Origin of the sequence: Streptomyces sp. NPDC094032 (genome assembly GCF_040303965.1) — a bacterium.
Lineage (GTDB): Bacteria > Actinomycetota > Actinomycetes > Streptomycetales > Streptomycetaceae > Streptomyces.
Map to the genome: position 1 here is coordinate 157543 of NZ_JBEOUE010000016.1, position 25404 is coordinate 182946.

25 protein-coding genes are annotated in these 25404 nt (G+C 73.8%); 12 read left to right on the forward strand and 13 right to left on the reverse strand.

Annotated elements, in window-relative coordinates; all coding sequences use genetic code 11:
* Positions 1 to 49 precede the first annotated feature (49 nt).
* The 6 genes from cseC to ABTZ54_RS22900 all read right to left on the reverse strand — a co-directional run bounded on the left by cseC (position 50) and on the right by ABTZ54_RS22900 (position 5129).
* On the reverse strand, positions 50 to 1363 hold the full coding sequence (gene cseC, locus ABTZ54_RS22875; protein ID WP_351666175.1) for a two-component system sensor histidine kinase CseC: 1314 nt from the start codon (positions 1361 to 1363) through the stop codon (positions 50 to 52).
* Between the two features lie 16 nt (positions 1364 to 1379).
* Entirely contained in the window at positions 1380 to 2084 is a 705-nt protein-coding gene (cseB, locus tag ABTZ54_RS22880; protein ID WP_351666121.1) for a two-component system response regulator CseB, read from the reverse strand.
* A 17-nt stretch (positions 2085 to 2101) separates the two neighbouring features.
* Positions 2102 to 2782, reverse strand: coding sequence for a hypothetical protein (locus tag ABTZ54_RS22885; protein WP_351666123.1), 681 nt, complete (start codon positions 2780 to 2782; stop codon positions 2102 to 2104).
* The gene (locus ABTZ54_RS22890) at positions 2770 to 3348 is read right to left on the reverse strand and encodes a SigE family RNA polymerase sigma factor (RefSeq protein ID WP_351666125.1); all 579 of its coding nucleotides are present in this window, start codon (positions 3346 to 3348) and stop codon (positions 2770 to 2772) included. Before ABTZ54_RS22890 ends, ABTZ54_RS22885 begins: the two co-directional genes overlap by 13 nt.
* A gap of 161 nt (positions 3349 to 3509) precedes the next feature.
* Positions 3510 to 4433, reverse strand: a complete 924-nt coding sequence (locus tag ABTZ54_RS22895) for an iron-sulfur binding domain-containing protein (protein ID WP_351666127.1) — start codon at positions 4431 to 4433, stop codon at positions 3510 to 3512.
* A gap of 33 nt (positions 4434 to 4466) precedes the next feature.
* Complete coding sequence (locus ABTZ54_RS22900; protein WP_351666129.1) at positions 4467 to 5129, reverse strand: phosphatase PAP2 family protein; 663 nt, start codon at positions 5127 to 5129, stop codon at positions 4467 to 4469.
* Positions 5130 to 5310: 181 nt separating this feature from the next.
* On the opposite strand from ABTZ54_RS22900, the gene ABTZ54_RS22905 reads away from it, so the two are divergent.
* Positions 5311 to 6135: a hypothetical protein gene (locus ABTZ54_RS22905; RefSeq protein ID WP_351666131.1), complete on the forward strand. Its 825-nt coding sequence runs from the start codon at positions 5311 to 5313 to the stop codon at positions 6133 to 6135.
* Between the two features lie 102 nt (positions 6136 to 6237).
* Here the strand turns inward: ABTZ54_RS22905 and disA are convergent, their stop codons facing one another.
* Positions 6238 to 7296 carry a DNA integrity scanning diadenylate cyclase DisA gene (gene disA, locus ABTZ54_RS22910; RefSeq protein WP_351666177.1) on the reverse strand — a complete coding sequence of 353 codons (1059 nt, stop codon included), beginning with the start codon at positions 7294 to 7296 and terminating at the stop codon, positions 6238 to 6240.
* A gap of 143 nt (positions 7297 to 7439) precedes the next feature.
* Complete coding sequence (gene radA, locus ABTZ54_RS22915) at positions 7440 to 8837, reverse strand: DNA repair protein RadA (RefSeq protein ID WP_351666133.1); 1398 nt, start codon at positions 8835 to 8837, stop codon at positions 7440 to 7442.
* A 198-nt stretch (positions 8838 to 9035) separates the two neighbouring features.
* Here radA and ABTZ54_RS22920 point away from each other — a divergent pair, with 198 nt between their 5' ends.
* Entirely contained in the window at positions 9036 to 10751 is a 1716-nt protein-coding gene (locus ABTZ54_RS22920) for a BACON domain-containing protein (protein ID WP_351666135.1), read from the forward strand.
* A 1-nt stretch (position 10752) separates the two neighbouring features.
* Here the strand turns inward: ABTZ54_RS22920 and ABTZ54_RS22925 are convergent, their stop codons facing one another.
* A complete protein-coding gene (locus ABTZ54_RS22925) occupies positions 10753 to 11682 on the reverse strand; it encodes a DUF3109 family protein (protein WP_502997295.1) in 930 nt (309 codons plus the stop codon).
* A gap of 41 nt (positions 11683 to 11723) precedes the next feature.
* On the opposite strand from ABTZ54_RS22925, the gene ABTZ54_RS22930 reads away from it, so the two are divergent.
* From ABTZ54_RS22930 to ilvD, 4 genes are all read left to right on the forward strand, one after another.
* The gene (locus ABTZ54_RS22930; RefSeq protein ID WP_351666137.1) at positions 11724 to 12662 is read left to right on the forward strand and encodes a Ppx/GppA family phosphatase; all 939 of its coding nucleotides are present in this window, start codon (positions 11724 to 11726) and stop codon (positions 12660 to 12662) included.
* A gap of 214 nt (positions 12663 to 12876) precedes the next feature.
* The gene (locus ABTZ54_RS22935) at positions 12877 to 13707 is read left to right on the forward strand and encodes a sugar phosphate isomerase/epimerase family protein (RefSeq protein WP_351666139.1); all 831 of its coding nucleotides are present in this window, start codon (positions 12877 to 12879) and stop codon (positions 13705 to 13707) included.
* A complete protein-coding gene (locus ABTZ54_RS22940) occupies positions 13704 to 14315 on the forward strand; it encodes a TetR/AcrR family transcriptional regulator (protein WP_351666141.1) in 612 nt (203 codons plus the stop codon). Before ABTZ54_RS22935 ends, ABTZ54_RS22940 begins: the two co-directional genes overlap by 4 nt.
* A gap of 193 nt (positions 14316 to 14508) precedes the next feature.
* Positions 14509 to 16362 (forward strand): dihydroxy-acid dehydratase, encoded by a 1854-nt coding sequence (ilvD, locus tag ABTZ54_RS22945; protein ID WP_351666143.1) that lies wholly within the window; start codon positions 14509 to 14511, stop codon positions 16360 to 16362.
* 73 nt (positions 16363 to 16435) lie between these two features.
* Here the strand turns inward: ilvD and ABTZ54_RS22950 are convergent, their stop codons facing one another.
* Positions 16436 to 18565: a serine/threonine-protein kinase gene (locus ABTZ54_RS22950; RefSeq protein WP_351666145.1), complete on the reverse strand. Its 2130-nt coding sequence runs from the start codon at positions 18563 to 18565 to the stop codon at positions 16436 to 16438.
* Between the two features lie 163 nt (positions 18566 to 18728).
* Here ABTZ54_RS22950 and ABTZ54_RS22955 point away from each other — a divergent pair, with 163 nt between their 5' ends.
* The 5 genes from ABTZ54_RS22955 to proC all read left to right on the forward strand — a co-directional run bounded on the left by ABTZ54_RS22955 (position 18729) and on the right by proC (position 22146).
* The gene (locus ABTZ54_RS22955; protein ID WP_351666147.1) at positions 18729 to 19004 is read left to right on the forward strand and encodes an SH3 domain-containing protein; all 276 of its coding nucleotides are present in this window, start codon (positions 18729 to 18731) and stop codon (positions 19002 to 19004) included.
* A gap of 79 nt (positions 19005 to 19083) precedes the next feature.
* Complete coding sequence (locus ABTZ54_RS22960; protein WP_502997298.1) at positions 19084 to 19584, forward strand: hypothetical protein; 501 nt, start codon at positions 19084 to 19086, stop codon at positions 19582 to 19584.
* 92 nt (positions 19585 to 19676) lie between these two features.
* A complete protein-coding gene (locus tag ABTZ54_RS22965) occupies positions 19677 to 20495 on the forward strand; it encodes an ABC transporter ATP-binding protein (protein ID WP_502997296.1) in 819 nt (272 codons plus the stop codon).
* Positions 20492 to 21229, forward strand: coding sequence for an ABC transporter permease (locus ABTZ54_RS22970; protein WP_351666151.1), 738 nt, complete (start codon positions 20492 to 20494; stop codon positions 21227 to 21229). The genes ABTZ54_RS22965 and ABTZ54_RS22970 overlap by 4 nt, the downstream gene beginning before the upstream one ends.
* Before the next feature lie 107 nt (positions 21230 to 21336).
* Positions 21337 to 22146, forward strand: coding sequence for a pyrroline-5-carboxylate reductase (gene proC, locus ABTZ54_RS22975; protein ID WP_351666153.1), 810 nt, complete (start codon positions 21337 to 21339; stop codon positions 22144 to 22146).
* Position 22147: 1 nt separating this feature from the next.
* On the opposite strand, the gene ABTZ54_RS22980 is transcribed toward proC, so the two are convergent.
* Positions 22148 to 22738: an isochorismatase family protein gene (locus ABTZ54_RS22980; protein WP_351666155.1), complete on the reverse strand. Its 591-nt coding sequence runs from the start codon at positions 22736 to 22738 to the stop codon at positions 22148 to 22150.
* 75 nt (positions 22739 to 22813) lie between these two features.
* On the opposite strand from ABTZ54_RS22980, the gene ABTZ54_RS22985 reads away from it, so the two are divergent.
* A complete protein-coding gene (locus tag ABTZ54_RS22985; RefSeq protein ID WP_351666157.1) occupies positions 22814 to 23809 on the forward strand; it encodes a GlxA family transcriptional regulator in 996 nt (331 codons plus the stop codon).
* Here the strand turns inward: ABTZ54_RS22985 and trpS are convergent.
* Positions 23776 to 24774 carry a tryptophan--tRNA ligase gene (gene trpS, locus ABTZ54_RS22990; RefSeq protein WP_351666159.1) on the reverse strand — a complete coding sequence of 333 codons (999 nt, stop codon included), beginning with the start codon at positions 24772 to 24774 and terminating at the stop codon, positions 23776 to 23778. The two genes, ABTZ54_RS22985 and trpS, sit on opposite strands and share 34 nt — an antisense overlap.
* Before the next feature lie 421 nt (positions 24775 to 25195).
* Positions 25196 to 25404 (reverse strand): hypothetical protein (locus ABTZ54_RS22995; protein WP_351666161.1); only part of this gene is annotated, 209 nt, incomplete at its 5' end.

Sequence of the window (25404 nt, forward strand, 5' to 3'; positions counted from 1 at the left end):
CCCTCGTCACCGACGAGGGGGGCCGTAGCCATGACCCAAGAGCCCCCGCCTAGTCAGGCAGCCGCAGCACCGGGAAACTCCCCGTGGTCGTCGGGGCATGCTCCGGAAGCCACAGGACCGCGATAGCGCCGCCGGAGCCCTCCGGGGTGCCCTCGGGGGCCGCGTTGCGGAAGGTCAGGCGGGCGCCGAGGACTCGGGCCTGGCCGGCCGCGATGGTCAGGCCCAGGCCGTGGCCCTGGCCCGCGCGGTCGCTGCTGCCCGTACGGAAGCGGCTCGGGCCGTCCTGGAGCAGGGCCTCGGGGAAGCCGGGGCCGTGGTCCCGCACCCGGACCACGCGGCCCTCGACGGTGACCTCGACCGGGCCCTTGCCGTGCTTGGCCGCGTTGGCGAGGAGGTTGCCCAGGATGCGCTCCAGGCGGCGCGGGTCGGTGCTCACCCAGGACTCGTGGACGACCCGTACGACCGCCTCGGGGTCGAGCACCCGTACCCGTCGCTCCACGAACTCGCCGAGCGCGAGCTCCTGGAGCTCGGCCCGCTCGGACGCGCTGTCGAGCCGGGCCACCTCCAGGACGTCCTCGACCAGGGTCCGCATGGCCTGCGCCCGGTCCCGTACGAGCTCGCTCGGCCGGCCGGGCGGCAGCAGCTCGGCCGCCGTGAGCAGCCCGGTGACCGGGGTGCGCAGCTCGTGCGCGATGTCCGCGGTGACCCGCCGCTCGGCCTCGATCCGCTCGTTCAGGGCGTCGGTGAGGGCGTCGACCGCGCGGGCCAGCTCGTCGGTCTCGTCCCGTACGACTCCGCCGATGGCGTCCCGGACCCGCACGTCGGTGTTGCCCTGGGCGACCCGGCCGGCCGCCGCGGCGGCCTTGCGCAGCCGCCGGGAGAGCTGCCCGCCGATGAGGACGCCGAGCGCGCAGCCGCCGAAGACCACCGACACCGAGCCGATGATCAGGGCCCGGTCCAGGTCCTTCATGATCGTGGCGCTGCGGTCGGCGAAGGGGACGTGCAGCGAGAGCACGTCGCCGTTGGCGAGCGGCACGGCCGCCCACACGTCCGGCGGGCCGCTGCGGTGCTCCTGGACGTAGGTGCCGCGCCGCTTGTCGCGCATCAGCTGGTCCAGCTGGGCCGGCAGCGCCGGGTCGTTGATCTTGGTGCCGAAGCGCGGCTCCTTCGGCTTGGAGGTCTCGTACACGCGCTGCGCGAAGAGCAGCCGCCACATCTGCACGTCGCGCGCGTTGTCGAGCATCGAGACACGGGCCGCGTTGTGGACGACGAGGCTGAGGGTGACCGCGATGAGAGCGCCGACCGCCGCGATGGCGACGGCGATCTTCCAGCGGACCCCCGTACGGAGGGCGAGCCCCTTCACCACCTGCTGACCTGCTTCATCCCTTGAGCTTGTAACCGAAACCGCGGACCGTCTCGATCCGGTCCTGGCCGATCTTCGTGCGCAGCCGCTGCACATGGACGTCGACCACGCGGGTGTCGCCGCCCCAGCCGTAGTCCCAGACCCGTTCGAGCAGCTTGTCACGGGAGAGCACCGTGCCCGGCGCGGTGGAGAACTCCAGGAGCAGCCGCATCTCGGTCGGGGTGAGCGCGACCGGCACCCCGGCCCTGCGCACCTCCATGCCCTCGGTGTCGACCTCCAGGTCGCCGAAGGCGAGCAGCCCGACCTCGGCGGCCTCCTCCCGCCCGCCGTCCCCGGCGGCCGGACCGCCGGCGTGGCCGAAACGGCGCAGCACCGCCCGGATCCGGGCCATCAGGACGGAGCCGTCGAAGGGCTTGGTCACATAGTCGTCGGCGCCCGCCTCCAGGCCGAGGACGACGTCGATGGAGTCGGCCCGCGCCGACAGCATGATCACCGGCACGGTCGACTCGTCGCGGATCCGCCGGCACAGGCTGACGCCGTCCATGCCGGGCAGCATCACGTCCAGGAGCGCGATGTCGGGGCGGTGCGCCCGGAAGGCCTCCAGACCGGACAGCCCGTCGGGCATGGCGGTCACCGTGAAGCCGTCCCGCTCCAGGGCGAGCTGGGTGGCCTCACGGATGACGTCGTCGTCCTCGACGAACAGGACATGGGTCTCGGCCATGGTGCGCCTGCCGCCCTTCAGTTCGCGCCGGGCTCGGTCGGCGAGGGCGCGGCACCGTCGATGCCGCCGTCGCCGACGGCCTTGCTGTAGTCGTTGTGCACCCAGTCGTGCTGGGTGAACTTGTTCCCCGACCAGCGGTAGGTGATGACGTCCTCACCCGAGGGGTACGCCACGGGGTCGCCCTTCGCGTACACCTGCTTGGTGACGATCAGGTCGCCGCGGTCGATCGTGCCGTAGACGGCGGCGTCCTCGGCCATGAAGACGTTCGTGTACTTGTTGTTCTCCTCGCGGTACACGTACGTGCCGATGCCGACGGCGTCGCCGCAGGTCATCACGTTGACGACGACGTCGGGCGAGGTCGAGTTGGTGAGGTTCCCGTACGAGGTGTCCACCGGGTAGGCGTCCGCGGTGCACGGCTTCAGGTCGGCCTTCAGGCGCTGGCCGATCTTCGGGTCGGACTTCAGGAGCGCGATCGGGTCGACCCGGTCGGCGGCCTTCGCCGCGCCGCTCTCCACCGAGGCGGCGGGCGGCGGCGAGGTCGCCGGGGCGGTCGAGGCGACCTCGTCGGAACGGGCCGCGCCCTCGTCGCGCGAGCCGGTGCCACCGGTCGAGCAGCCGGCGACGAGCACGCCGACGGCGGCGAGCCCGGCCACCGCCGTGTAGCTCGCCGCCCGTTCTCTGGTGCCTAGGCCGCGCACCGCTCCCGCTCTCGTTCGCCTCGTACGGTCGTGCGCTCCAGGACCCCCGCGTCCAGCGCGCGGGTGTCACCGTCGGCGGCCCGGCTCTCCAGTTCCTGCCGCAGCCGGGCCAGCGCGCGGTGGAGCGTGCTCTTCACCGTACCGGTCGACATGCCGAGCGCGGCGGCCGTCTCCTCCGTGCTCATCTGCTCCCAGTGGCGCAGCACGACCACGCTGCGCTGCTTGGGCGCGAGCACCCGCAGGATGTCCATGAGCAGGGCCCGGTCGGCGTGCTGCTCCGTGGCGTCGTCGACGCAGGCGTCGGGCAGCTGCTCGGTGGGGACCTCCTCCAGCTTGCGGGCGCGCCACCACTCGGTGCGGGTGTTGATCATCACCCGGCGGAGGTAGGCGTCCGCGAGCGACTTGTCGGCGATACCGTCCCAGCGGCCGTACGTCCGGACCAGCGCGGTCTGGAGCAGGTCCTGGGCGTCCACGGGATCGGGCACGAGACGGCGGGCGCTGCGCAGCAGCGCGTCCTGTCGCGTGCGTACGTACTCCTCGAAATCGAGCACCTCGCCGTGCGCCATGCCGAACCGCCTCCAACCCCGTGACCAGCCTTGTCCGCTTACGTCGAAGACGCTACGGAGCCCGTGTCACGGGGTTGTGCGTGGCAGCCGTCGGCGGACGCACGGCTGCCCATCGGTTGTGTAACAGCGGAGATGCGACGTCCGGATCGGCCCGGATCGGCCTAGAGCGGGAGCCGGTAGAGCCCGTCGTCCAGGGGCTCGACCAGGCCGTCGGCGACCAGCCCGTCCAGGGCGCGGGCCCGCTGCACCGGCTCGTCCCAGACCGCGTCCAGCGCCGCCTGGCTCACCGGGTCCACGGCCTCCCGCAGGACGGCGAGCAGCTTGCCCCGCACCTGCCGGTCGGTGCCCGCGTACGTCTGGCCGCGCCGGGGCGGCCCGTCGTGGGCGGGCTTGCCGGACCGCAGCCAGACGCACCGGTCGGCCAGCGGGCAGCGCCCGCAGTCCTCGTTCTTCGCGGTGCAGACGAGCGCGCCCAGCTCCATGGAGGCCGCGGCCCAGCGGGCCGCCGTCGCCTCCTCCTCGGGCAGCAGGGCGCGGGCCAGCCTGCGCTCGGCGGCGGTGGTGGCGTTCGGCGGGTACTGCACGCCGGTCGCCGCCCGCGCGAAGACCCGGCGCACATTGGTGTCGAGGACCGCGTGCCGCTGTCCGTACGCGAAGGAGGCCACCGCGGCGGCCGTGTACTCGCCGATCCCGGGCAGCGCGAGCAGCTGCGCGTGGTCGCTCGGCACGTCGCCGCCGTGCCGTTCCGCTATGGCCACGGCCGCCGCGTGCAGCCGCAGCGCGCGCCGCGGATAGCCGAGCCTGCCCCAGGCGCGGACGGCCTCGCCGGGCGCGTCCGCGGCCAGGTCGGCGGGGCGCGGCCAGCGCGCGAGCCACTGCTCGTAGACGGGCAGCACCCGCACCACGGGCGTCTGCTGGAGCATGAACTCGCTGACCATCACACCCCACGCCCCCGCCTCGGGGCGGCGCCAGGGCAGGTCGCGGGCGTGCCGGTCGAACCAGGCGAGGACGGGCCCGTGCAGCTCGGAGGGGGCTGCGGGGGCTACGGCGGAGGTCCCGGGGGAACCGGGGAGAGTCGAAGTCATGGCACCCCCGATCCTGGCACGTCCGCCGGGCGATCAGTACGCGCCGTGGCGCACGCCCCCGGGGCGCGCGGAGGCGTGTGCGGGGAGCCCGCGCCCCGCACACCACACCACCGCGCCGTTCCGGCTGGTGCGCGCCGCCCGGACGACGGAGCGGACGGGCCGCTTCGCCGCCTTCACGACGAGGAACGCGACCGCGCCGCCGACCAGCAGGCCGACCGTCACGTCGTGCGGGTAGTGGACGCCGACGAAGACCCGGGAGAAGGCCATGAGCAGGGCCATCGGCGCGGTCAGCCAGACCAGGCCGCGCCAGGACAGGGCGAGCGCGACGGCCGCGGCGCCCGCGATGGCGGAGTGGTTGGAGGGGAAGGACCAGTCGCCGTGCGGCGGGCACGCGACGAGCGAGGCGGGCGCCCCGGCGACCGCGCGGCACGGACGGTCCTCGTCCACCAGCGACTTCAGCCCCTCGCTCACCACATAGCCGAAGGCCGTCGCGAGCGGCGCGAGCAGCGCCAGCGCCATCGCGTCGTCCGACCCCCGGCGGGCCCGCCACCAGCCGGCCGCGAACAGCACCCCGAAGAGCAGCAGCCCGAGCTCCGTCCATACCTCCGCCAGTTGCTGGAACCAGTGCGGGGTGGAGTGCGCGAACTCCGTGATGTCGAGATACAGGCCGTCGGAGAGGTCAGGGAGGTTGTCCATGGTGGTCGACGGTAACCGGCATCCGGAGCACTCCGCTCCACACCAGGGGCGGAACGGGCGGGAACGGACGGAGTCGTCCCCCGGTTCCCGCTCCCGCCGGGATGTGATCATCGGCAAAACTTGATGCCTGGGGCGGCGGGTGGGGCGGGAGTCGGCCGTGATCTCTCGTAAGGTTCGTGGCGTGGGATCTCTGCGCAATCCGGTCGGGCCGCTTCCCTCCTCCATCTACTGGCGTCGGAGGGCCGTGGCGCTGTGCCTGGTTGCCCTCCTCGCGCTGATCGCCCTCTGGGCCTTCACCTCCGGTGGCGGGCAAGGGAAGAAGCCGAGCGACTCCGCCAACGGCTCTTCTCCCGCGCCCTCGATCACCCCCGGGCCCTCCGGCACCGGTCCGGCGATCAGTCAACGGCCGGGCGGCCGCGACGAGTCGGACGGCGGCGCGGGCAGCGCGGGCGGCGACGGCACGGGCGGCGACGCGGGTACGGACCCGGGCACGGGCGCGGACACGGGAGCCGCGACCGGCGGCAAGAACGGCGACACCGACGGGGCCGGCGGCGACGGCGGCGCGGGCACGGGCGCGGGACAGCAGGTTCCGGCCAATTCTCCGCTGCCGAACTGCGCCCCGGGAGCACTGCAGTTGACGCTGAAGAGCACCAAGGTCAGCTACGAGCCCGGCGAGAAGCCCCGCTTCCACCTGGTCGTGAAGAACACCTCGGCGGCGGCCTGCAAGGCCGATCTCGGCCCGGCCGGCGCGGTGTTGACGATCAGTGACACCAAGAGCGCCGAGATCTGGTCGTCGAAGGACTGCCCCCGCCCGGCGGGACCGCTGTTCCTGAAGGTCCCCGCGCAGACGACGATCACGCACACCGTGGAGTGGGACCGCAGGCAGAGCGCCCCGAAGTGCGCGACCGCCCCGGCGGGCGAGGTCGGCCCGGGCACCTACCTGGTGGAGGCGGCGATGCCGGGCGTGAAGGTGCTTCCGGCGTCGTTCACGCTGGCCAAGGACTGACGGGGCCGCGAGGATCCGGGGCGGGACGCCGCCCGGGCCCACGAGGTCCCGGAGCCGTACGCCCTCGGAGGCGTACTCCTGCGCGTACTCCTGCGCGTACGCCTAGACGTACCGCTCCAGGATCGAGGACTCCGCGAGCCGTGAGAGGCCCTCGCGGACGCTGCGGGCGCGGGCCTCGCCGACGCCGTCCACGGTCTGGAGGTCGTCCACGCTCGCCGCGAGCAGCTTCTGCAGCCCGCCGAAGTGCTCCACGAGCCGCTCGATGATCGCGCCGGGCAGTCGCGGCACCTTGGCGAGCAGCCGGTAGCCGCGCGGCGAGACCGCCGAGTCCAGCGTCTCGGGGGAGCCGGTGTAGCCGAGCGCCCGCGCCACTATGGGCAGTTCGAGCAGCTCGGCGTGGGTCAGCGCGTCCAGCTCGGTGAGCGCCTCGGCGACCGTGCGGGAACGCTTGGCGGTGGGCTCGGGCACGTAGTCCCGGACGACCAGCTCGCGCTCCGGCTCCACGCCCGCGATCAGCTCGTCGAGCTGGAGGGAGAGCAGCCGCCCGTCGGTGCCGAGCTCCACCACGTACTCGGCGATCTCGGTGGCGATCCGGCGGACCATCTCCAGGCGCTGGGCGACGGCGGTGACGTCCCGGACGGTCACCAGGTCCTCGATCTCCAGGGCGGAGAGCGTGCCGGCCACCTCGTCGAGCCGCAGCTTGTACCGCTCCAGGGTGGCGAGCGCCTGGTTGGCGCGGGACAGGATCGCCGCCGACTCCTCCAGGACGCGCCGCTCGCCGTTGACGTACAGCGCGATCAGCCGCATCGACTGGGAGACCGAGACCACCGGGAAGCCGCACGACTTGGAGACCCGGTCCGCGGTGCGGTGCCGGGTGCCGGTCTCCTCGGTGGGGATGGACGCGTCGGGCACCAGCTGGACACCGGCCCGCAGGATCTTGGAGATGTCCTTGTCGAGGACGATCGCCCCGTCCAGCTTGCACAGCTCGCGCAGCCGGGTCGCGGCGAAGTCGACGTCGATGACGAAACCGCCGGTGCACATCGACTCGACGGTCTTGTCCATGCCGAGGACGATCAGGCCGCCCGTGTTGCCGCGGAGGATGCGCTCCAGACCGTCGCGCAGGGCGGTGCCGGGGGCGACGGCGCTGAGCGACGCACGCATCAGTGCCTCGTTGTCCTTGGCTGCCACTGCACTCCTCCGGCTCGTACGGATGGGCGAGACCAGGGCAAAGTCTAGCGACACCACCCCGCGCCCCTCCGCCGCGCGCCGAGGACGGGGCCGGGGACGGCGCCCGGGACCGCTCCCTACCCCTCCTCGGACGTACGGCTCCGGCGGCCCTGCGGCAGGACCCGCAGGGCGTCCCCGATGTCGGCGACCTCGGTCACCTTCATGCCGGCCGGCACCTTGCCCGGGTCGGTCGGGACCAGGGCGTGGGTGAAGCCGAGACGGTGCGCCTCGGCGAGCCGGCGCTGGACGCCGGTGACCCGGCGGACCTCGCCCGCGAGCCCGACCTCGCCGATCGCGACCAGGTTCTTCGGCAGCGGGGTGTCGCTGGCGGCGGAGGCCAGCGCGAGGGCGATGGCCAGGTCGGCGGCGGGCTCGGACAGCTTCACGCCGCCCACGGTGGCGCTGTAGATGTCCCGCTTGCCCAGGGCGCTGATCCGGCCCCGCTGCTCCAGGACGGCCAGCATCATCGAGACCCGGGAGGTCTCCAGACCCGAGGTGGTGCGGCGCGGCGAGGGGATCTGGGAGTCCACGGTCAGCGCCTGCACCTCGGCGACCAGCGGCCTGCGGCCCTCCAGGGTGACCGTCAGGCAGGTGCCGGGCACGGCGACGTCACGGCGGGTCAGGAAGAGGCCCGAGGGGTCGGCGAGCCCGGTGATGCCCTCGTCGTGCAGCTCGAAGCAGCCGACCTCGTCGGTCGCCCCGTACCTGTTCTTCACGCCCCGGACCAGGCGGAGCCGGGCGTGCCGGTCGCCCTCGAAGTGCAGCACCACATCGACCAGGTGCTCCAGGAGGCGCGGTCCAGCGATGGCGCCGTCCTTGGTGACATGGCCGACGAGCAGCGTGGACATGCCCCGCTCCTTGGACGCCCGGATGAGCGCCCCGGCGACCTCGCGGACCTGGGCCATGCCGCCGGGGGCGCCGTCGATCTCGGGGGAGGCGACGGTCTGCACCGAGTCCATGATCAGCAGCGAGGGCTTGACCTCGTCCAGGTGGCCCAGGACGGCGGAGAGGTCGGTCTCGGCCGCCAGGTACAGATGGTCGCTGAGCGCGTTGATCCGGTCCGCCCGGAGCCGGACCTGGCTCGCGGACTCCTCGCCCGTCACGTACAGCGTGCGGTGCTCGTCGCTGGCGGCCTTGGCGGCGACGTCGAGCAGCAGCGTGGACTTGCCGACGCCGGGCTCCCCGGCGAGCAGCACGACCGCCCCGGGCACGAGCCCGCCGCCGAGCACCCGGTCCAGCTCGTCGACGCCGGTGCTCCGCGCGGTGGCCTGCCGGACGTCGACCTGGGCGATGGGCAGCGCGGAGGTGGACACCCGCCCGGCGGCGGTGGTCCGCACGGCGGGCGCGCCGTACTCCTCGACCGTCCCCCATGCCTGGCATTCGGGGCAGCGGCCGAGCCACTTGGCCGTCTGCCAGCCGCACTCGGTGCAGCGGTAGGACGGCCGGTCCTTGGCGGTTTTCGTACGGGCAGCCATGCGCCACACCGTATCGGCCGCCACTGACAGCGGGCCGACAGCACGGGGAGCGGACGGGGAGCGGACGGGGACCGCCCCGCCCGGAAACCGGCTGGAGCCCCGGCTTCCTGTCCCCCTTCGAGCGATAGCTTCACCCGTACGGATTAAAAGTGTGCAAGCGGTCCGAAGACCCCCCGCCCCCCTGCCTACGGTCGCCCAGTGACGAGCAGCAGGCCGGTTTCCCCCGCCCGAACCACCGACGGCCCCCGCACCCTCGGTCAGCGGCCGCCCGCGCGCTACGAGGAGTATCTGGACGGCCTGTTCACCTACTGCCTCTCGGTGCTGTGCGACCACGACACGGCCACCGCCGTCCTCGGCGACGTCCTCGCCATCGCCGAGCGCCACCACGGCCGCTGCCCCTCCGACGAGGGCGGGCGCAGGGCCTGGCTCTACGCCCTCGCCCGCTGGGCCTGTCTGCGCAGCCTCGGCGAGCAGCGGCGCAGGCGGCAGGGCGCCCACACCGGACGGCCCGCCGTCGCCGCGCCCGCGCCGCCCCGGGTGTCGCCGGAGGTCGCCGAGCGCCGTCGGCTCGAACTGGCCGCGCTCGCCTGGCCCGAGGCCGCCGGCACCACCCCGGAGCAGCGCGAGGCCCTGGAGCTGGCCGTCCGGCACGGGCTCGGACACCGCGAGCTGGCCGCCGTGCTCACCCTCGACCCGGTCGCCGCCCGCGAGCTGCTGTCCACCGCCGCCTGCGAGGTGGAGCGCACCCGGGCCGCGCTCGCCGTCGTCGAGACCGGCGACTGCCCGACCGTGGCCGGGCTCACCGGCGACCACCAGGTGCTGCTCTCGGCGGCGCTGCGGGCCGAGCTGGTCCGGCACGTCGACGACTGCCCGCGCTGCCGCCGGGCCGCCGAGCGGGCGGGCGCGGGCGGGCCGTGGCCGGGCGCGGTGGCGGGGCGGCCGGGCCGGCTGCCGCTCGTGGAGGCGCCGCGGGCCGCTGCCTACGTGGCGATGCTGCACGTGCCCCGGGCCAGGGCCGGCGCCCCGAGGTTCGGGCCGACCGGCTTCCCCATGGACCCCAAGGACCACGCGGCCCGCCGCGACCGGATGCGGACCAGGGCCGTCACCACCACCGTGGTCGCCGCGGTCGTCGCCGCCCCCGTGCTCGCGCTGTGGGCGTCGTACCGGGGCACGCCCGAGGGGGGCGAGGGCCAGGACGCGGCCAGGATCAGCGCGCGCGAGGCGGACGAGCCGGGCGACGCGCGGGGCCCGGCCGCCGACGGCCGCCCGTACGAGCGCTACGAGAACGCGGGCAACGCCCGCACCACCCCCGACCCCCGCTTCACGCGCGGCAGCCGCTCGCCGGACGTGTCCGTCGAGGTGATCAGCCCCGGTGGGCCCGCCACCCCGACGCTGCCGGGGCAGCCGGCGCCCGCGCGGATCACGGTCGCCGCGCGCGGCAGCGGGGCGACGACCCTGCTCACCCTCACCAACGAGGGCGGCTCGCCCGCCGTCTGGTCGCTGTGGTCGGACGCCCCCTGGCTGTACGTCAGCCAGGCCTCCGGCACCCTGCGCCCGGGCGAGTCGGTCACCGTCCGGATCTCCGTGGACCGCTCCCGCGAACCGGCCGGCGCCTGGAGCGCCCGGGTCGGCGTCGACCCCTCGGGCGCGGTGCTGCGCATCGACGGCTACGGGGCGAAGCCGCCGACCACGGAGCCGACGACGCAGCCGACCACGCGTCCGACGAGCCAGCCCCCGACCACGCAGCCCACGACCGAGCCGACCACCGAGCCCCCGACCACCGAACCGACGACGGAGCCGACCGCCCAGCCCCCCACCACCGAGCCGACGACCGAGCCCACACCCGCGCCCACCGCCTCGGAGGGCGGCACCGGCGGGCCCCCGAGCCAGGACCCGGGGCCGTCCGCGCCCTGATCTATCCCTTGATCTGGACCGGGTCGGCGGGGTGCGGCGCCACCAGCGGCAGCGTGGAGGCCAGCCGCGCCTCGCACAGGCCGACGAGGACCTCGTACGCCGCCTCGCCCATCATCTCGACCAGCTCGGGCCGGTACGAGACGTAGACCGGCTCGCCGCCCACGTGCGCCGAGGTGGCCGTCGTGCAGTACCAGTGCAGGTCGTGGCCGCCGGGGCCCCAGCCGCGCCGGTCGTACTCGCCGATCGACACCTGGAGGACCTTGCTGTCGTCCGGGCGGTCGATCCAGTCGTACGTCCGCCGCACCGGCAGCTGCCAGCACACGTCCGGCTTGGTCTCCAGCGGCTCCAGGCCCTCCCGCACGGCCAGGATGTGCAGCGAGCAGCCCGCGCCGCCCGCGAAGCCCGGACGGTTCTGGAAGATGCAGGACCCCTGCCAGCGGCGGGTCTGCCGGTCGCCGTCCTCGTCGAGCTGCACCCAGCCCGTCTCGGCGCCGACGTCGTGGAACTGCCACAGCTCGGGCGTCAGCCGCTCCACGTACCCGGCGACCCGCTTCTCGTCGTCCTCGTCGGAGAAGTGCGCGCCCAGCGTGCAGCAGCCGTCGTCCGCCCGGCCCTCCTGGATGCCCTGGCAGCCGTTGCCGAAGATGCACGTCCAGCGGGAGGTGAGCCAGGTCAGGTCGCAGCGGTAGACCTGCTCCGCGTCGTCCGGGTCGGGGAACTCCACCCATGCGCGCGGGAAGTCGAGCCCCTTCTCGTCGGGCTCGGCGGCCTTCCCGCCCTTCTTGGAAGCCTTCCCGGCCTTCACGGCTTTCACGGCTTTCACGGCCTTGGCCGCGTGCGCGGTCCTGGCCGTCTTCACGGCGTCGTCGCCCCGGCTGGCGTGGTCCCCGGTGCTGTCTTTGCCCGGCTTCGCCTTTTTCGTCTTTGGCACAACGCCAAGCGTATGCGGGTGCGCGCAGTAGCGTTCCGTCCATGAGACTCGGAGTCCTCGACGTCGGTTCGAACACAGTGCACCTGCTGGTGGTGGACGCCCACCCCGGCGCCCGCCCGCTGCCCGCCCACTCCCACAAGGCGGAGCTGCGCCTCGCCGAGCTCCTCGACGAGCGCGGCGCCATCGCTGACGCGGGGGTCGAGCGGCTCGTCGCCACCGTCCGCGACGCGCTCGTCGCCGCCGAGGACAAGGGCTGCGAGGAGGTGCTGCCGTTCGCGACCTCGGCGGTGCGCGAGGCCAGCAACGCCGACGAGGTGCTCGCCCGCGTCGAGGCGGAGACCGGGGTCGCGCTCCAGGTCCTCAGCGGCGAGGAGGAGGCCCGGCTCACCTTTCTGGCGGCACGCCGCTGGTTCGGCTGGTCCGCGGGCAAGCTGTTCCTCCTGGACATCGGCGGCGGCTCGCTGGAGGTCGCCTTCGGCATCGACGAGGAGCCCGACACGGCGGTCTCCCTGCCGCTCGGCGCGGGCCGCCTCACCTCCGGCTGGCTGCCCGGCGACCCGGCGGACCCGGCCGACGTGAAGGCGCTGCGCCGCCATGTGCGGGCGCAGATCGCGCGGACGGTCGGCGAGTTCAGCCGCTTCGGCCGCCCCGACCACGTCGTGGCCACCTCGAAGACCTTCCGGCAGCTGGCCAGGATCGCCGGCGCCCCCGGCTCGGGCTTCGGCCTGTACGTCCAGCGGACCCTGTCCCGCAAGGCCCTGGAGGAGTGGGTCCCCCGGCTGGCCGCCATGACCGTCGCCGAGCGCGCGGCGCTCCCCGGCGTCTCCGAGGGCCGCGCCGCACAGCTCCTGGCGGGCGCCCTGGTCGCCGAGGGCGCGATGGACCTGTTCGGCGTCGAGGAGCTGGAGGTCTGCCCCTGGGCCCTCCGCGAGGGCGTGATCCTCCGCCGCCTGGACCACCTGCCGGACGCGCTCCGGTAGGCGGGCGGCCGCCCGAGGAATGCCCTGGGGGGGCGCCCCGGGGGGGCGCCGGAGGGACGCCCGGGGGCCGTCCGGGAGCCGCCTGGGGACGCCCACGGGATGCCCGGGAGCCGTCCGCGAGCCGCCCAGGGACGCCCAGGCGACGCCCGGGAGCCGCCCCGGGCGTGACCGGAACCACCCCCCGGCCCCGTGGCCCGCCCCGTACCCTGTCCCCGTGGCAGAACCAGCGGTGCGCGTCCCGGATGCGAAGGTCGCCCTGTCGACGGCCTCGGTCTATCCGGAGTCGACGGCGACGGCCTTCGAGGTCGCCGCGCGCCTCGGTTACGACGGTGTCGAGGTCATGGTGTGGACCGATCCGGTCAGCCAGGACATAGAGGCGCTGCGGCGCCTGTCGGACTATCACCAGGTCCCGATCCTGGCCGTCCACGCGCCCTGTCTGCTGATCACCCAGCGGGTCTGGTCCACCGACCCGTGGGTCAAGCTCCAGCGCGCCCGGGCCGCCGCCGAGAAGCTGGGCGCCTCGACGGTCGTGGTCCACCCGCCGTTCCGCTGGCAGCGCCAGTACGCGCGCGACTTCGTGACCGGCATCTGGCGGATGGCCGACGAGACGGACGTCCGCTTCGCCGTCGAGAACATGTACCCGTGGCGGTACAAGGACCGCGAGATGCTCGCGTACGCCCCCGAGTGGGACGTCACCAAGGACGACTACCGGCACTTCACCGTCGACCTCTCGCACACGGCGACCGCCCGCGCCGACGCCCTCGCCATGGTCGACCGGATGGGCGACCGGCTGGGCCATGTCCACCTCGCCGACGGGCGCGGTTCCGCCAAGGACGAGCACCTGGTGCCCGGCCGGGGCACCCAGCCGTGCGCGGAGCTCCTGGAGGGCCTGGCGCGCCGGGGCTACGACGGGCATGTCGTCATCGAGGTCAACACCCGCCGCGCGATGTCCTCCGCCGAACGGGAGGCCGACCTCGCCGAGGCCCTGGCCTTCACCCGGCTGCACCTGGCCGCCGCCAGGACCGGCAAGGCCCCCCGCCCGTGACGGAGCCGTCCCCCCGGCGGCGCGGCCGGCCGTCCCGTACGTCGGCCGACTCCGAGCCGGGCGCGCGCGAGCGGATCCTGGAGGCGGCGCGGACGCAGTTCGCCGAGCGGGGCTACGACAAGACCTCCGTGCGCGGGATCGCGAAGGCGGCGGGGGTCGACCCGGCGCTCGTGCACCACTACTTCGGTACGAAGGACGAGGTCTTCGCGGCGGCGATCGAGGTCTCCTTCGAGCCGGCCACCGCGATCCCGCTGATCGTCGGCGGCCCGCGCGAGGCGATCGGCGAGCGCCTGGCCCGCTTCTTCCTCTCGGTGTGGGAGAACCCGGCGACCCGCGCCCCGCTGCTGGCCGTGGTGCGCTCCGCGCTGACCCACGAGGCGGCGGCGAAGGTGCTGCGCGGCTTCGTGCTGCGGCGGCTCCTGGAGCGGATCGCCGCCGACCTGGACGTACCGGATCCGCGACTGAGGGCGGAGCTGGCGGCCTCGCACATGATCGGCATCGCGATCCTGCGGTACGTGATCCAGGTCGAGCCGTTGGCCTCGGCGGACCCGGAGGAGATCGTGGCCCAGGTGTCCCCGACGCTCCAGCGCTACCTGACGCAGCCGTGACCGGGCGGGCGTACGCGACGGGGCGGGCGCACGCGCTCGGGCGGCCGCCCGCGACCGGGCACCCGCCCGCGACCGCGCCGAGCCCGCCCGCGTACTGAACATCCGTCTCGTATCCCGGACCCCGTGTCCAGATCTTGGAGCCGGAGCGTACGCTCGACTGCAAGCACACCCGTCACCGGAGGAGCGAGCGACGATGCCCGAGCTGAGGTCCCGCACTGTCACCCACGGCCGCAACATGGCGGGCGCACGCGCCCTTATGCGCGCCTCCGGTGTACCGGGGGCCGACATCGGCCGGAAGCCGATCATCGCCGTCGCCAACTCCTTCACCGAGTTCGTCCCCGGCCACACCCACCTCCAGCCGGTGGGCCGGATCGTCTCCGAGGCCATCACCGCGGCCGGCGGCATCGCCCGCGAGTTCAACACGATCGCCGTCGACGACGGCATCGCCATGGGCCACGGCGGCATGCTCTACAGCCTGCCCTCCCGCGACCTGATCGCCGACAGCGTGGAGTACATGGTCGAGGCGCACTGCGCCGACGCCCTGATCTGCATCTCCAACTGCGACAAGATCACCCCGGGCATGCTGATGGCCGCCCTGCGCCTGAACATCCCGACCGTCTTCGTCTCCGGCGGCCCCATGGAGTCCGGCCGGGCGACCCTCGTCGACGGCACGGTCCGCACCCTCGACCTGGTCGACGCGATCTCCGAGGCCGTCAACGACAAGGTCTCCGACGAGGACATCCTCCGCATCGAGGAGAACGCCTGCCCGACCTGCGGGTCCTGTTCCGGCATGTTCACCGCCAACTCGATGAACTGCCTGACCGAGGCCATCGGCCTCTCCCTCCCCGGCAACGGCTCCGTCCTCGCCACCCACACCGCCCGCCGCGCCCTCTACGAGAACGCGGCCCGCACGGTCGTCGACATCACCCGTCGCTACTACGACGAGGACGACGCCTCCGTCCTGCCGCGCAACATCGCCACCCGCGCGGCCTTCGACAACGCCATGGCCCTCGACATCGCCATGGGCGGCTCCACCAACACGATCCTGCACCTGCTCGCCGCCGCCCAGGAGGCCGAGCTGGAGTACGGCCTGAGCGACATGGACGAGGTCTCGCGCCGCGTCCCCTGCCTGGCCAAGGTCGCCCCGAACGTCGCGCCGCGCGGCACGTACTACATGGAGGACGTGCACCGCGCCGGCGGCATCCCCGCCATCCTGGGCGAGCTCTACCGCGCCGGACTGCTCAACGAGGACGTCCACTCGGTGCACTCCCGCTCCATCAAGGAGTGGCTGGACGCCTGGGACGTGCGCGGCGGCGCCGCCTCCGAGGAGGCCGTCGAACTCTTCCACGCGGCCCCCGGCTGCGTGCGCTCCGCCGAGGCCTTCTCGCAGTCCGAGCGCTGGGACAGCCTCGACGTGGACGCGGCCGCCGGCTGCATCCGCGACGCGGCCCACGCGTACTCCAAGGACGGCGGCCTCGCCGTGCTGCGCGGCAACATCGCCGTCGACGGCTGCGTCGTGAAGACGGCCGGCGTCGACGAGTCCATCTGGACCTTCGAGGGCCCGGCGGTCGTCTGCGAGTCGCAGGACGAGGCCGTCGAGAAGATCCTCAACAAGCGGGTCAAGGACGGCGACGTCGTCGTCATCCGCTACGAGGGCCCCAAGGGCGGCCCCGGCATGCAGGAGATGCTCTACCCGACCTCCTTCCTCAAGGGCCGCGGCCTGGGCAAGACCTGCGCCCTGATCACGGACGGACGCTTCTCCGGCGGCACCTCCGGCCTGTCCATCGGCCACGCCTCCCCGGAGGCGGCCTCCGGCGGCACGATCGCCCTCGTCGAGGACGGCGACCGGATCCGCATCGACATCCCGAACCGCTCGATCGACCTGCTCGTCGACGAGACCACCCTCGAAGCCCGCCGCGCGGCGATGAACGGCGTGTACGCGCCGAAGAACCGCGAGCGCAAGGTCTCGGCGGCGCTGCGCGCGTACGCGGCGATGGCGACGAGCGCGGACAAGGGCGCGGTCCGGGACGTGTCGAAGCTGGGCTGAACGACGGGCGTACGAGGAAGGGCGGGACCCGATCGGGTCCCGCCCTTCCTCGTCTACGTGCCGTCCGGCACCGTCACCACGCCCCCGGGTCCTTCGCGTCGACCGCGAAGACCGACCCGTCGGGCGCCGTCCCGAAGACCCGGCCGCCCGCGGCGACCGGCGCGGGCACCGACGGCGCGTAGGCGAGCCGCCCGTCGCGCAGCCGGGGCCCGGTCGTGCCGAGCAGCGCGCCGCGCGCGGTGTCGACGGCGAGCAGCCGCCCGTCGGACGAGGACAGGTAGAGCCGCCGCCCGTCGGCGGCCACGACGGGCGGGGAGACGTTGGAGGTGCCGGTCTCCAGCTCCCACAGCACCCGTACGCGCGCGCCGGAGGCGTCCATGGCGGTCAGCCGCCCGGCCGGGGTCAGCAGGTAGGCGGTGTCGCCGCGCAGGACGAGGTACGGCTCGTTGACGATGTACGGCAAGGGCATCCGCCGCACGGCCTGGCGCGCGGGTTCGTAGCGGACCAGGGCGTCGGCGCGGCCGGTCCGGTCGGCGGAGAGCAGGACGACGGCGCCGCCGGGCGCGGTGCCGACCGGGGTGAGCATGCCGGTCAGCTTCTTCTGCCAGACGACCTCGCCGGTGCGCGGCCGGACGACGGTGACCCGGGTGCGGGCGCCCTCGGCGAGCTGCTCGGAGACGGTGAGCAGCCCGGTGGCGGAGTCGTAGGGCCCCGGTACGGGGAAGGTGTGGCCGGGCAGCGCGCGGTGCCACAGCTGTCGTCCGTCGGCGCCGTCGAGGCCCCGCAGGGTGGGGCTGCCGTCGGAGAGCACCAGGGCGTCGCCGGCCGCGGTGAAGCGCTCGGGGCGGGCGGCGGCCTCGCGGTGCCAGCCCGGGGTGCCGTCGGCGGGCGCGTACGTCCGCAGTACGCCGGTGGCGGTGGCGGCGGCGAGCGGGCCGCCCGCGAGCGGCGCCGGGGCCTGCGGGCCGATCAGGTCGGCCGGGCCCGGCCGCGACCAGACGACCTTGCCGGTGGCGGGGTCGAGCCGGGCGGCGGCGACCCCGCGGCCCGCGCAGAACAGGGCGCCCGCGTCATGGACGCAGGACGGCGCCGAGGGGTCGTCGCCCTTCCACAGCACGGTCCGCCAGCCGCTGAAGGCCTCGGCGGCCTCGGCCGGGTGCCGGGGCGCGGGCGGCTTCCCGTGCGAGAGCGCGACGACGGTGCCGCCCGTGGCGAGCAGCAGCGCGACCCCGAGGGCGACCGGCAGCCGCTTGCGGCGGCGGCGCGGCGGAGCGGGCACCCGGACCGGGGTCGCGGCGTCCCAGGAGGGGGCCGGGCCGGTCGGCGGGGGCGCGAGGGCGGGCCTGCGCTGGGCCGGTATGAAGGCGGTCGCGTCGTACGAGGGGGGCTTGAGCGCCGCCATGATCTCGGCGGGGCTCGGCCGCTCGGCCGGCTCCTTGGCGAGGCAGCGGGCCACCAGCGGCGCGAGCTCCTCGGGGACGCCGGTCAGGTCGGGCTCGTCGTGGACGACCTGGTACGCCACGATGTACGGGCTGTCCGAGTCGAACGGCCCATGACCGGTCGCCGCGTGCACGAGCACCGAGCCGAGCGCGAAGACGTCGGCGGCGGGCCCGACCTCCCGGGGGCGCTGGAACTGCTCGGGCGCCATGAACGGCGGCGAGCCGATCAGCTTCCCGGTCTCCGTGTGCAGGTCGCTGTCGACGGGCCGGGAGATCCCGAAGTCGATCACCTTGGGCCCGGAGTCGGTGAGCAGCACGTTGCTCGGCTTCAGGTCCCGGTGCACCACCCCGGCCCGGTGGATGTCGCGCAGCGCCTCCGCGAGCCCGGCCGTCAGGCGGCGCAGCTCCGCGGGGGACAGCGGGCCGCTCCGCTTCACCTGGTCGGCGAGCGTGGGGCCGGGCACGTAGAGGGTCGCCATCCAGGGGCGTACGTCCTCGGGGTCGGCGTCCACGACGGGTGCGGTGAACGCGCCGCTGACCCGCCGCGCGGCGGCGACCTCCTGGCGGAAACGCGCCCTGAACTCGGGGTCCTCCGCGTACTGTGCGTGCACCACCTTGACCGCGAGCCGCAGCCCGGAGGCGGAGGTGGCGAGGTGGACCACGCCCATGCCACCGGCGCCGAGAGTGGCCTGGAGCCGGTACTCGCCCGCGTACTCGGGCCCTTCCGCTTCCCGGTCCGCACCGGTACTGCGCAACGGCGGCATCGCCGACCCCCGTGGGTTGCCCGTCCGAATCGCGCGCGTGCGCGACGCACGGAGCCTAGTCGATGGTGCGGCCGATGTCGGTGTGGCTTGCTAGCCTGCGCGTCGCGGAGAGTGAATCTCGGCGGAGCGCTTTTGCGTCACCATCCACGGGGGAGAGTCTGCGATGAGCACCGAATCGGCCAGCACGACCACCATCCGCTACGCGGTCGCCCCGGGCACCCGGCTCAACGTCCGCTCGGGCCCGGGCACCCAGTACCCGGTGGTCCGCTCGCTCGCGGCGGGCAGCACGGTGGCGATCTACTGCCAGACGCCGGGCACCTGGGTCACCGGCCCGTACGGCACCACCAACATCTGGGACAACATCGCGCCGGGCGAGTACGCCTCCGACGCCTACATCCACACCGGCAGCGACGGCTACGTGGCCCGCCGCTGCGGCTAGACCCTTCCGAGGCGGGGCACCAGGTCCGGGGCATCAGGGGCCGAAGGCCTCCCCCGGTTTCGCCGCCCCTCGGGGGATAATCGATCCCGTGAGCGACGAGAACCGCACCCCCGCCGGACCCCAGCCCGAGGAGATCCGTTTCTTCGGCACGAGCTGGGTCGACCACAGCGACGGCTACGCGCTGCGCCGCGCCGGCGTCGCCGTCGGCTCGCTGCTCGCCGCCGTGGCGGGCTGCTTCGTGCTGCGCTTCGCGTACCAGGGGTTGGTGATCGCGGAGGTCGGCGGCTTCGTCAACATGCTGGTCGTGGTGATGTTCGCGGTCTGCAGCGCCATCGCCTTCCGCAAGGCCTGGGAGGGCTTCGGCCGCCGCCCCGCCGACCAGGCCCGCGAGGACTCGCTGCGCACCCTGAAGCTCATCGGCTTCATCGGCACCCTCCTCGCGTACTTCGTCCGCTCCTTCACGGAGGCCCCCGGCGAGAAGCTGCGCCGCACGGAGTACGAGGCGGCCGTGGCCCGCTTCGAGAAGCGCCGCGCGCGGAGCACGGGCAACCCGTCCACCCGCAAGAAGAAGAAGGGCTAGCCGCCCCCGCACCGCATCCCCCAGGGCCCGTCCGGCGCATTACGCCGGACGGGCCCTGGTCATGTGGCTCCTCCAGGAGCATTATTCATCGCATGATGAATAAAACGCCCCGGGCGCCCGGCACCGGCGCGATCGTCGCCTCCGGCCTCACCGTCGTCCGCGGCGACCGCACCGTCCTGCGCGGCCTCGACTTCACCGTCCCGCCCGGCCGCATCACCGGCCTCCTCGGCCCCTCCGGCTGCGGCAAGACCACCCTCATGCGCGCGATCGTCGGCACCCAGGCCAAGGTCACCGGCACCCTCGACGTCCTCGGCCGCCCCGCCGGAGACCCCGGCCTGCGCCCCCGCATCGGCTACGTCACCCAGGCCCCGTCCGTCTACGACGACCTCACCGTCCGGCAGAACCTCGACTACTTCGCCGCCGTCCTCACCCCCGGCCGCGCCCACCGCGCCGACCGCCGCGCCGCCGTCGGACGGGCCCTCGCCGACGTCGCCCTCACCGACCACGCCGACGCCCTCGCCGGCCGCCTCTCCGGCGGCCAGCGCAGCCGCGTCTCGCTCGCCGTCGCCCTCCTCGGCAGGCCCGAGCTCCTCGTCCTCGACGAACCCACCGTCGGCCTCGACCCCGTCCTCCGCCGCGACCTGTGGGCGCTCTTCCACCACATCGCCGCCGACCGGGGCACCACGATCCTGGTCTCCTCCCACGTCATGGACGAGGCCGAACGCTGCCACCGCCTGCTCCTCCTCCGAGAAGGCGAACTCCTCGCCGAGGACACCCCCGAGGCCCTCCGCCACCGCAACGACACGCCCACGGTCGAGGAAGCCTTCCTCCACCTCGTCGACGCGGCGGCGAGCCGCGCCGCCACCACCCCCGCCGCCCCCACCGCCCCCGCCGAGGAGCCCCGCCCATGAGCAGCGCCCGCACCCTCGCCACCGCCGCCCGCGTCCTGCGCCAGCTGCGCCACGACCCCCGCTCGATCGCGCTGATGCTCCTCGTCCCGTGCGTGATGCTCTTCCTGCTCCGTTACGTCTTCGATGGCAGCCCGCAGACGTTCGACGGGATCGGCGCCTCGCTGCTCGGGATCTTCCCGCTCATCACGATGTTCCTGGTGACCTCCATCGCCACCCTGCGCGAACGCACCTCCGGCACCCTCGAACGCCTCCTCGCGATGCCGCTGGGCAAAGGCGACCTCATCGCCGGCTACGCCCTCGCCTTCGGGCTCGTCGCCGTCGTCCAGTCCGTCCTCGCCACCGGCCTCGCCGTCTGGTTCCTCGGCCTCGACGTCGTCGGCTCCCCCTGGCTGCTGCTCCTGGTCGCCCTGCTCGACGCCCTCCTCGGCACCGCCCTCGGCCTCTTCGTCTCGGCCTTCGCCGCCTCCGAGTTCCAGGCCGTCCAGTTCATGCCGGCCGTGATCTTCCCCCAGCTGCTGCTCTGCGGCCTGTTCACCCCGCGCGACCGCATGGCCCCCGCGCTCGAAGCGATCTCGGACGTCCTGCCCATGTCGTACGCCGTCGACGGCATGAACCAGGTCCTCCACCACCCCGACGTCACCAGCGCCTTCGTCCGCGACGCCCTGGTCGTCGCAGGCTGCGCCGTCCTCGTCCTCGCCCTCGGCGCCGCCACCCTCCGCCGCCGCACCGCGTGACCGCACCGCGTGACCGCCCTTCGGACAGCCACCGCACCACCACCGCTCCCGGTGCGAGGATGTCCCGCAGACGCACGCACAGGCCCCTCCGGCGAGGTGAAAGACCCATGACCCAGACCGTCGCAGTCCTCGGCACCGGCAAGATCGGCGAGGCACTCCTCAGCGGGATGATCCGCGCCGGCTGGCGCCCCGCCAACCTCCTGGTCACCGCCCGCCGCACCGAACGCGCCGAGGAGCTCCACGCCCGCTACGGCGTCGAGGCCGTCAGCAACGCCGACGCCGCCAAGCGCGCCGACACCCTCATCCTCGCCGTGAAGCCCCAGGACATGGGCCGCCTCCTCGACGAGCTCGCCCCCCACGTCGCCGCCGACCGCCTGATCATCAGCGCCGCCGCCGGCATCCCCACCGCCTTCATCGAGGAGCGCCTCGGCGCGGGCACCCCGGTCGTCCGGGTCATGCCCAACACGCCCGTCCTCGTCGACGAGGGCATGTCCGTGATCTCCGCCGGCAGCCACGCCACCCACGCCCACCTCGTCCACACCGAGGAGATCTTCGGCGGCGTCGGCAAGACCCTGCGCGTCCCGGAGTCCCAGCAGGACGCCGCCACCGCGCTCTCCGGCTCGGGACCGGCGTACTTCTACTACCTCGTCGAGGCCATGACCGACGCCGGCATCCTCCTCGGACTGCCCCGCGCCCAGGCCCACGACCTCATCGTCCAGGCCGCCATCGGCGCCGCCGTCATGCTCCGCGACAGCGGCGAGCACCCGGTCAAGCTCCGCGAGGCCGTCACCTCCCCGGCCGGCACCACCATCAGCGCCATCCGCGAACTGGAGAACCACGGCGTACGCGCCGCCCTCATCGCCGCCCTGGAGGCCGCCCGCGACCGCAGCCGCGAGCTCGCCTCCGGCAACGGCTGACCTACCGCGCCGACGTGCCCTTCAGCACGTCCTCCGTGGTCACGACCCGGGCGAACTGCCCGCCGTGCAGCGACACCGCCGTCGCCCGGGTCAGCTCCTCCGCCGTGCTCGTCCACCCGAACGGCCCGGCCAGGTCGAAGGTGTGCATCGCGTCCAGCGCGAACAGCACGTCGTACCCCAGGTTGCCGCCCATCCGCGCGGTCGTCTCGTTGCACATGTTCGTCTGGATCCCGACGACCACGACCTGCCCGACGCCGGACCCCTTCAGCCAGGCGTCCAGATCCGGCTCCCCGTAGAACGCCGAGTTCACGCTCTTCGTCACCAGCAGCTCGGGCCCCCGCCCCTGCCCCCGCCGCTCCTCGACGAAGTCCTTGAAGGCGTTCCCCTCGGACCCCGTCTCCAGCGGCGAGCCCGGCCGCACCGAGTCGTGCCGCACGAACACCACCGGCCGCCCCGTCTCCTGCCACCGGTCGAGCAGGGCCGCCATGTTCCCCTCGGCGTCCGGATTGTCCCGCCGCCCCCAGAAGCCCTCGTCCTCGAACCCCTTCTGTACGTCGATGACCACCAGCGCCGCGTTCTCCTCGATCTCCATACGGACGATCCTGGCGCGCCCCCTCCCACCGCCCCAGAGGGAGAAAAGACAGCGACCGATGGTTAACTGCCAGCCATGGCCGCCCAGCGCATCGTCCTCCTCGCCTTCCCCGGCATCCGCGCCTTCGACGTCTCCGTGATCACCGAGGTCTGGGGCACCGACCGCACCACCCGGGGCGTCCCGCCCTTCGCCCTCCACCGCGTCGCCGCCGACCCGGCCACCCCCGTCCCGCTGGCCGGCGGCCTCACCCTCACCCCCGACCGCCCGCTCGACTGGCTGGGCGAGCTCACCCCCGCCGACCTCGTCGTCGTCCCCGGCGTCGAGGACCCGCACGCCGACCTCCCCGCCCCCGTCCTCGACGCCCTGCGCCACGCCCACACCGCCGGCATCCCCGTCGCCGCCCTCTGCGCGGGCGCCTTCGTCCTCGCCCGCGCCGGCCTCCTCGACGGCCGCCGGGCCGTCACCCACTGGCAGCTCGCGACGGAGCTGGCCGACCGGCACCCAGCCGTCCGCGTCGAACCCGAGGCCCTCTACGTCGAGGACACCGGCATCTGGACCTCCGCAGGCACCGCCGCCGGCATCGACCTCTGCCTCCACCTCGTCCGCACCGCCCACGGCGCCGAGACCGCCGCCACCATCGCCCGCTCCATGGTCACCGCCCCCTTCCGCACCGGCACCCAGGCCCAGTTCATCGAGCACCCCACCCCGCGCGCCGACCGCGACGCCGACGCCCTCGCCGCCGTCCGCGCCCACGCCCTCGCCCACCTCGACCGGCCGCACACCGTCGCGAGCCTCGCCGCCCACGCCGGCATGTCCCCGCGCTCCTTCGCCCGCCACTTCCAGGCCACCACGGGCACCACCCCGCTCCACTGGCTCATCGGACGCCGGGTGGCCGCCGCCCAGAAACTCCTGGAGCGCACCGACCACCCCCTCCCCGAGGTGGCCCGCCGCGCGGGCTTCGGCAGCGAGGTCACCATGCGCCAGCACTTCGCCTCGCACCTCGGCACCAGCCCGCGCGACTACCGCACCGCCTTCCGTCACACGGCCGGCAGCAGCCCGACCGCCCGATAGGCCGCGTCGACCAGCGGCCGCGCCATCCCGCGCGCCCGCGCCGCCCCCGCCCGCAGCACCCCGTCCACGTACCCGGGATCCGCCGCGAGCTCGGCATGCCGCTCCCGCACCGGCCGCAGCAGCTCGACGACCGCCTCCGCCGCGTCCTTCTTCAGAGCGCCGTACGAGTCGTACGCCCCGGCGAGACCGGCCGGATCCTCTCCCGTCGCCGCGCCCAGCAGATCCAGCAGGTTGGCCACCCCCGGACTCGCCTCCCTGTCGTACACGACCTCCCGCCCGCTGTCCGTGACGGCCCGCATGACCTTCCGCCGTACGGTCTCGGCCTCGTCGAGCAGATAGACGATCCCGGCCCCGTTCTCGTGCGACTTCCCCATCTTCGACGTGGGGTCCTGGAGATCCATGACCCGCGCGGCCACCTCCGGGTGCGTCGCCTTCGGCACGGTGAACACATGCCCGTACCGCTGGTTGAACCGCACCGCGAGATCCCGGGTCAGCTCCACGTGCTGCGTCTGGTCCTCACCGACCGGCACCTCGTCCGTCCCGTACGCGAGGATGTCCGCCGCCATCAGCACCGGATACGTCAGCAAGGACAGCCGCACGCTCTGCCCGGCCGCCCGCGCCTGGACGCTCTTCTCCTTGTACTGGATCATCCGCCGCAGCTCGCCGTCCGTGGCGGTGCACTCCATCAGGTACGAGAGCCGCGCGTGCTCGTCCACATGACTCTGTACGAAGAGGACGCACCGCTCGGGATCGAGCCCCGCCGCCAGCAGCAGCGTCGCCGCCTGCCGGCTGAGCCGCCGCACCCGCGCCGGATCGTGCTCGACGGTCAGCGCGTGCAGGTCCACCACGCTGAAGAGCGCGTCGGCCCGGTGCTGGTCCACCTCGACCCACCGCCGGACGGCGCCCAGGTAGTTGCCCAGCGTCAGATGCCCGGTCGGCTTGATCCCACTGAAGATCCGCGTCATCGCGTTCCGTCTCCCTCTCTCCGGAGGGCCGCCGACCGGTCGGCCGGGTCCCGGAGGGGGATACGCGAACGGCCGCCGAGCGGCGGCCGTCTTGCGCATGCGTCGTACAGGGCCGCCAGGTCAGGCGGCCCACCACTGGGTGGTGTGCGCATGCGTCGTCATACCCAGGAGGGTACGCCCGAGGCCCGGGGTTGACACGGCATTTCCCGATCCGTAGTGTTCTCCGAGTTGTCCGACGTGAGCACCGACCCCGGTCGGCCCCGGACAGCCATTCCGCAAGAACCACATGAGCACCAGACGGTGTCGATTCGTCGACGCCGTCATTGCTTTCCGTGCGTTTTTGCGAAATGAGGAATCCGCGTTCGAAGGTCTGAACGCGAGCCGCCCGATTAGCGTCGGGGGCAAGGAATCCGCTAAAGTCTCACTCGTCGGAACGGCCCAACAGCCGCGAAGACAACTCCCGCTGACTGGGAATCAGGCCCGAAAGGATCTGATAGAGTCGGAACCGCCGGAAGGGCCCGGAGCGAAAGCGAAAGGGACCGGAAAGCACCGAGGAAATCGGATCGGAAAGATCTGATAGAGTCGGAAACGCAAGAACGAAGGAAGCGCCCGGAGGAAAGCCCGAGAGGG

Coding starts and splice junctions, on each gene's coding strand:
- ABTZ54_RS22950 (WP_351666145.1), bottom strand. CDS start 18,565: ATGCCGCCGTTGCGCAGTACCGGTGCGGACCGGGAAGCGGAAGGGCCC.
- trpS (WP_351666159.1), bottom strand. CDS start 24,774: ATGACGCGGATCTTCAGTGGGATCAAGCCGACCGGGCATCTGACGCTG.
- ABTZ54_RS22890 (WP_351666125.1), bottom strand. CDS start 3,348: ATGGCGCACGGCGAGGTGCTCGATTTCGAGGAGTACGTACGCACGCGA.
- radA (WP_351666133.1), bottom strand. CDS start 8,837: ATGGCTGCCCGTACGAAAACCGCCAAGGACCGGCCGTCCTACCGCTGC.
- ABTZ54_RS22970 (WP_351666151.1), top strand. CDS start 20,492: ATGAGCAGCGCCCGCACCCTCGCCACCGCCGCCCGCGTCCTGCGCCAG.
- disA (WP_351666177.1), bottom strand. CDS start 7,296: ATGCGTGCGTCGCTCAGCGCCGTCGCCCCCGGCACCGCCCTGCGCGAC.
- ABTZ54_RS22900 (WP_351666129.1), bottom strand. CDS start 5,129: ATGGACAACCTCCCTGACCTCTCCGACGGCCTGTATCTCGACATCACG.
- ABTZ54_RS22895 (WP_351666127.1), bottom strand. CDS start 4,433: ATGACTTCGACTCTCCCCGGTTCCCCCGGGACCTCCGCCGTAGCCCCC.
- proC (WP_351666153.1), top strand. CDS start 21,337: ATGACCCAGACCGTCGCAGTCCTCGGCACCGGCAAGATCGGCGAGGCA.
- ABTZ54_RS22955 (WP_351666147.1), top strand. CDS start 18,729: ATGAGCACCGAATCGGCCAGCACGACCACCATCCGCTACGCGGTCGCC.
- ABTZ54_RS22965 (WP_502997296.1), top strand. CDS start 19,677: ATGATGAATAAAACGCCCCGGGCGCCCGGCACCGGCGCGATCGTCGCC.
- ABTZ54_RS22980 (WP_351666155.1), bottom strand. CDS start 22,738: ATGGAGATCGAGGAGAACGCGGCGCTGGTGGTCATCGACGTACAGAAG.
- ABTZ54_RS22930 (WP_351666137.1), top strand. CDS start 11,724: ATGAGACTCGGAGTCCTCGACGTCGGTTCGAACACAGTGCACCTGCTG.
- cseB (WP_351666121.1), bottom strand. CDS start 2,084: ATGGCCGAGACCCATGTCCTGTTCGTCGAGGACGACGACGTCATCCGT.
- ABTZ54_RS22985 (WP_351666157.1), top strand. CDS start 22,814: ATGGCCGCCCAGCGCATCGTCCTCCTCGCCTTCCCCGGCATCCGCGCC.
- ilvD (WP_351666143.1), top strand. CDS start 14,509: ATGCCCGAGCTGAGGTCCCGCACTGTCACCCACGGCCGCAACATGGCG.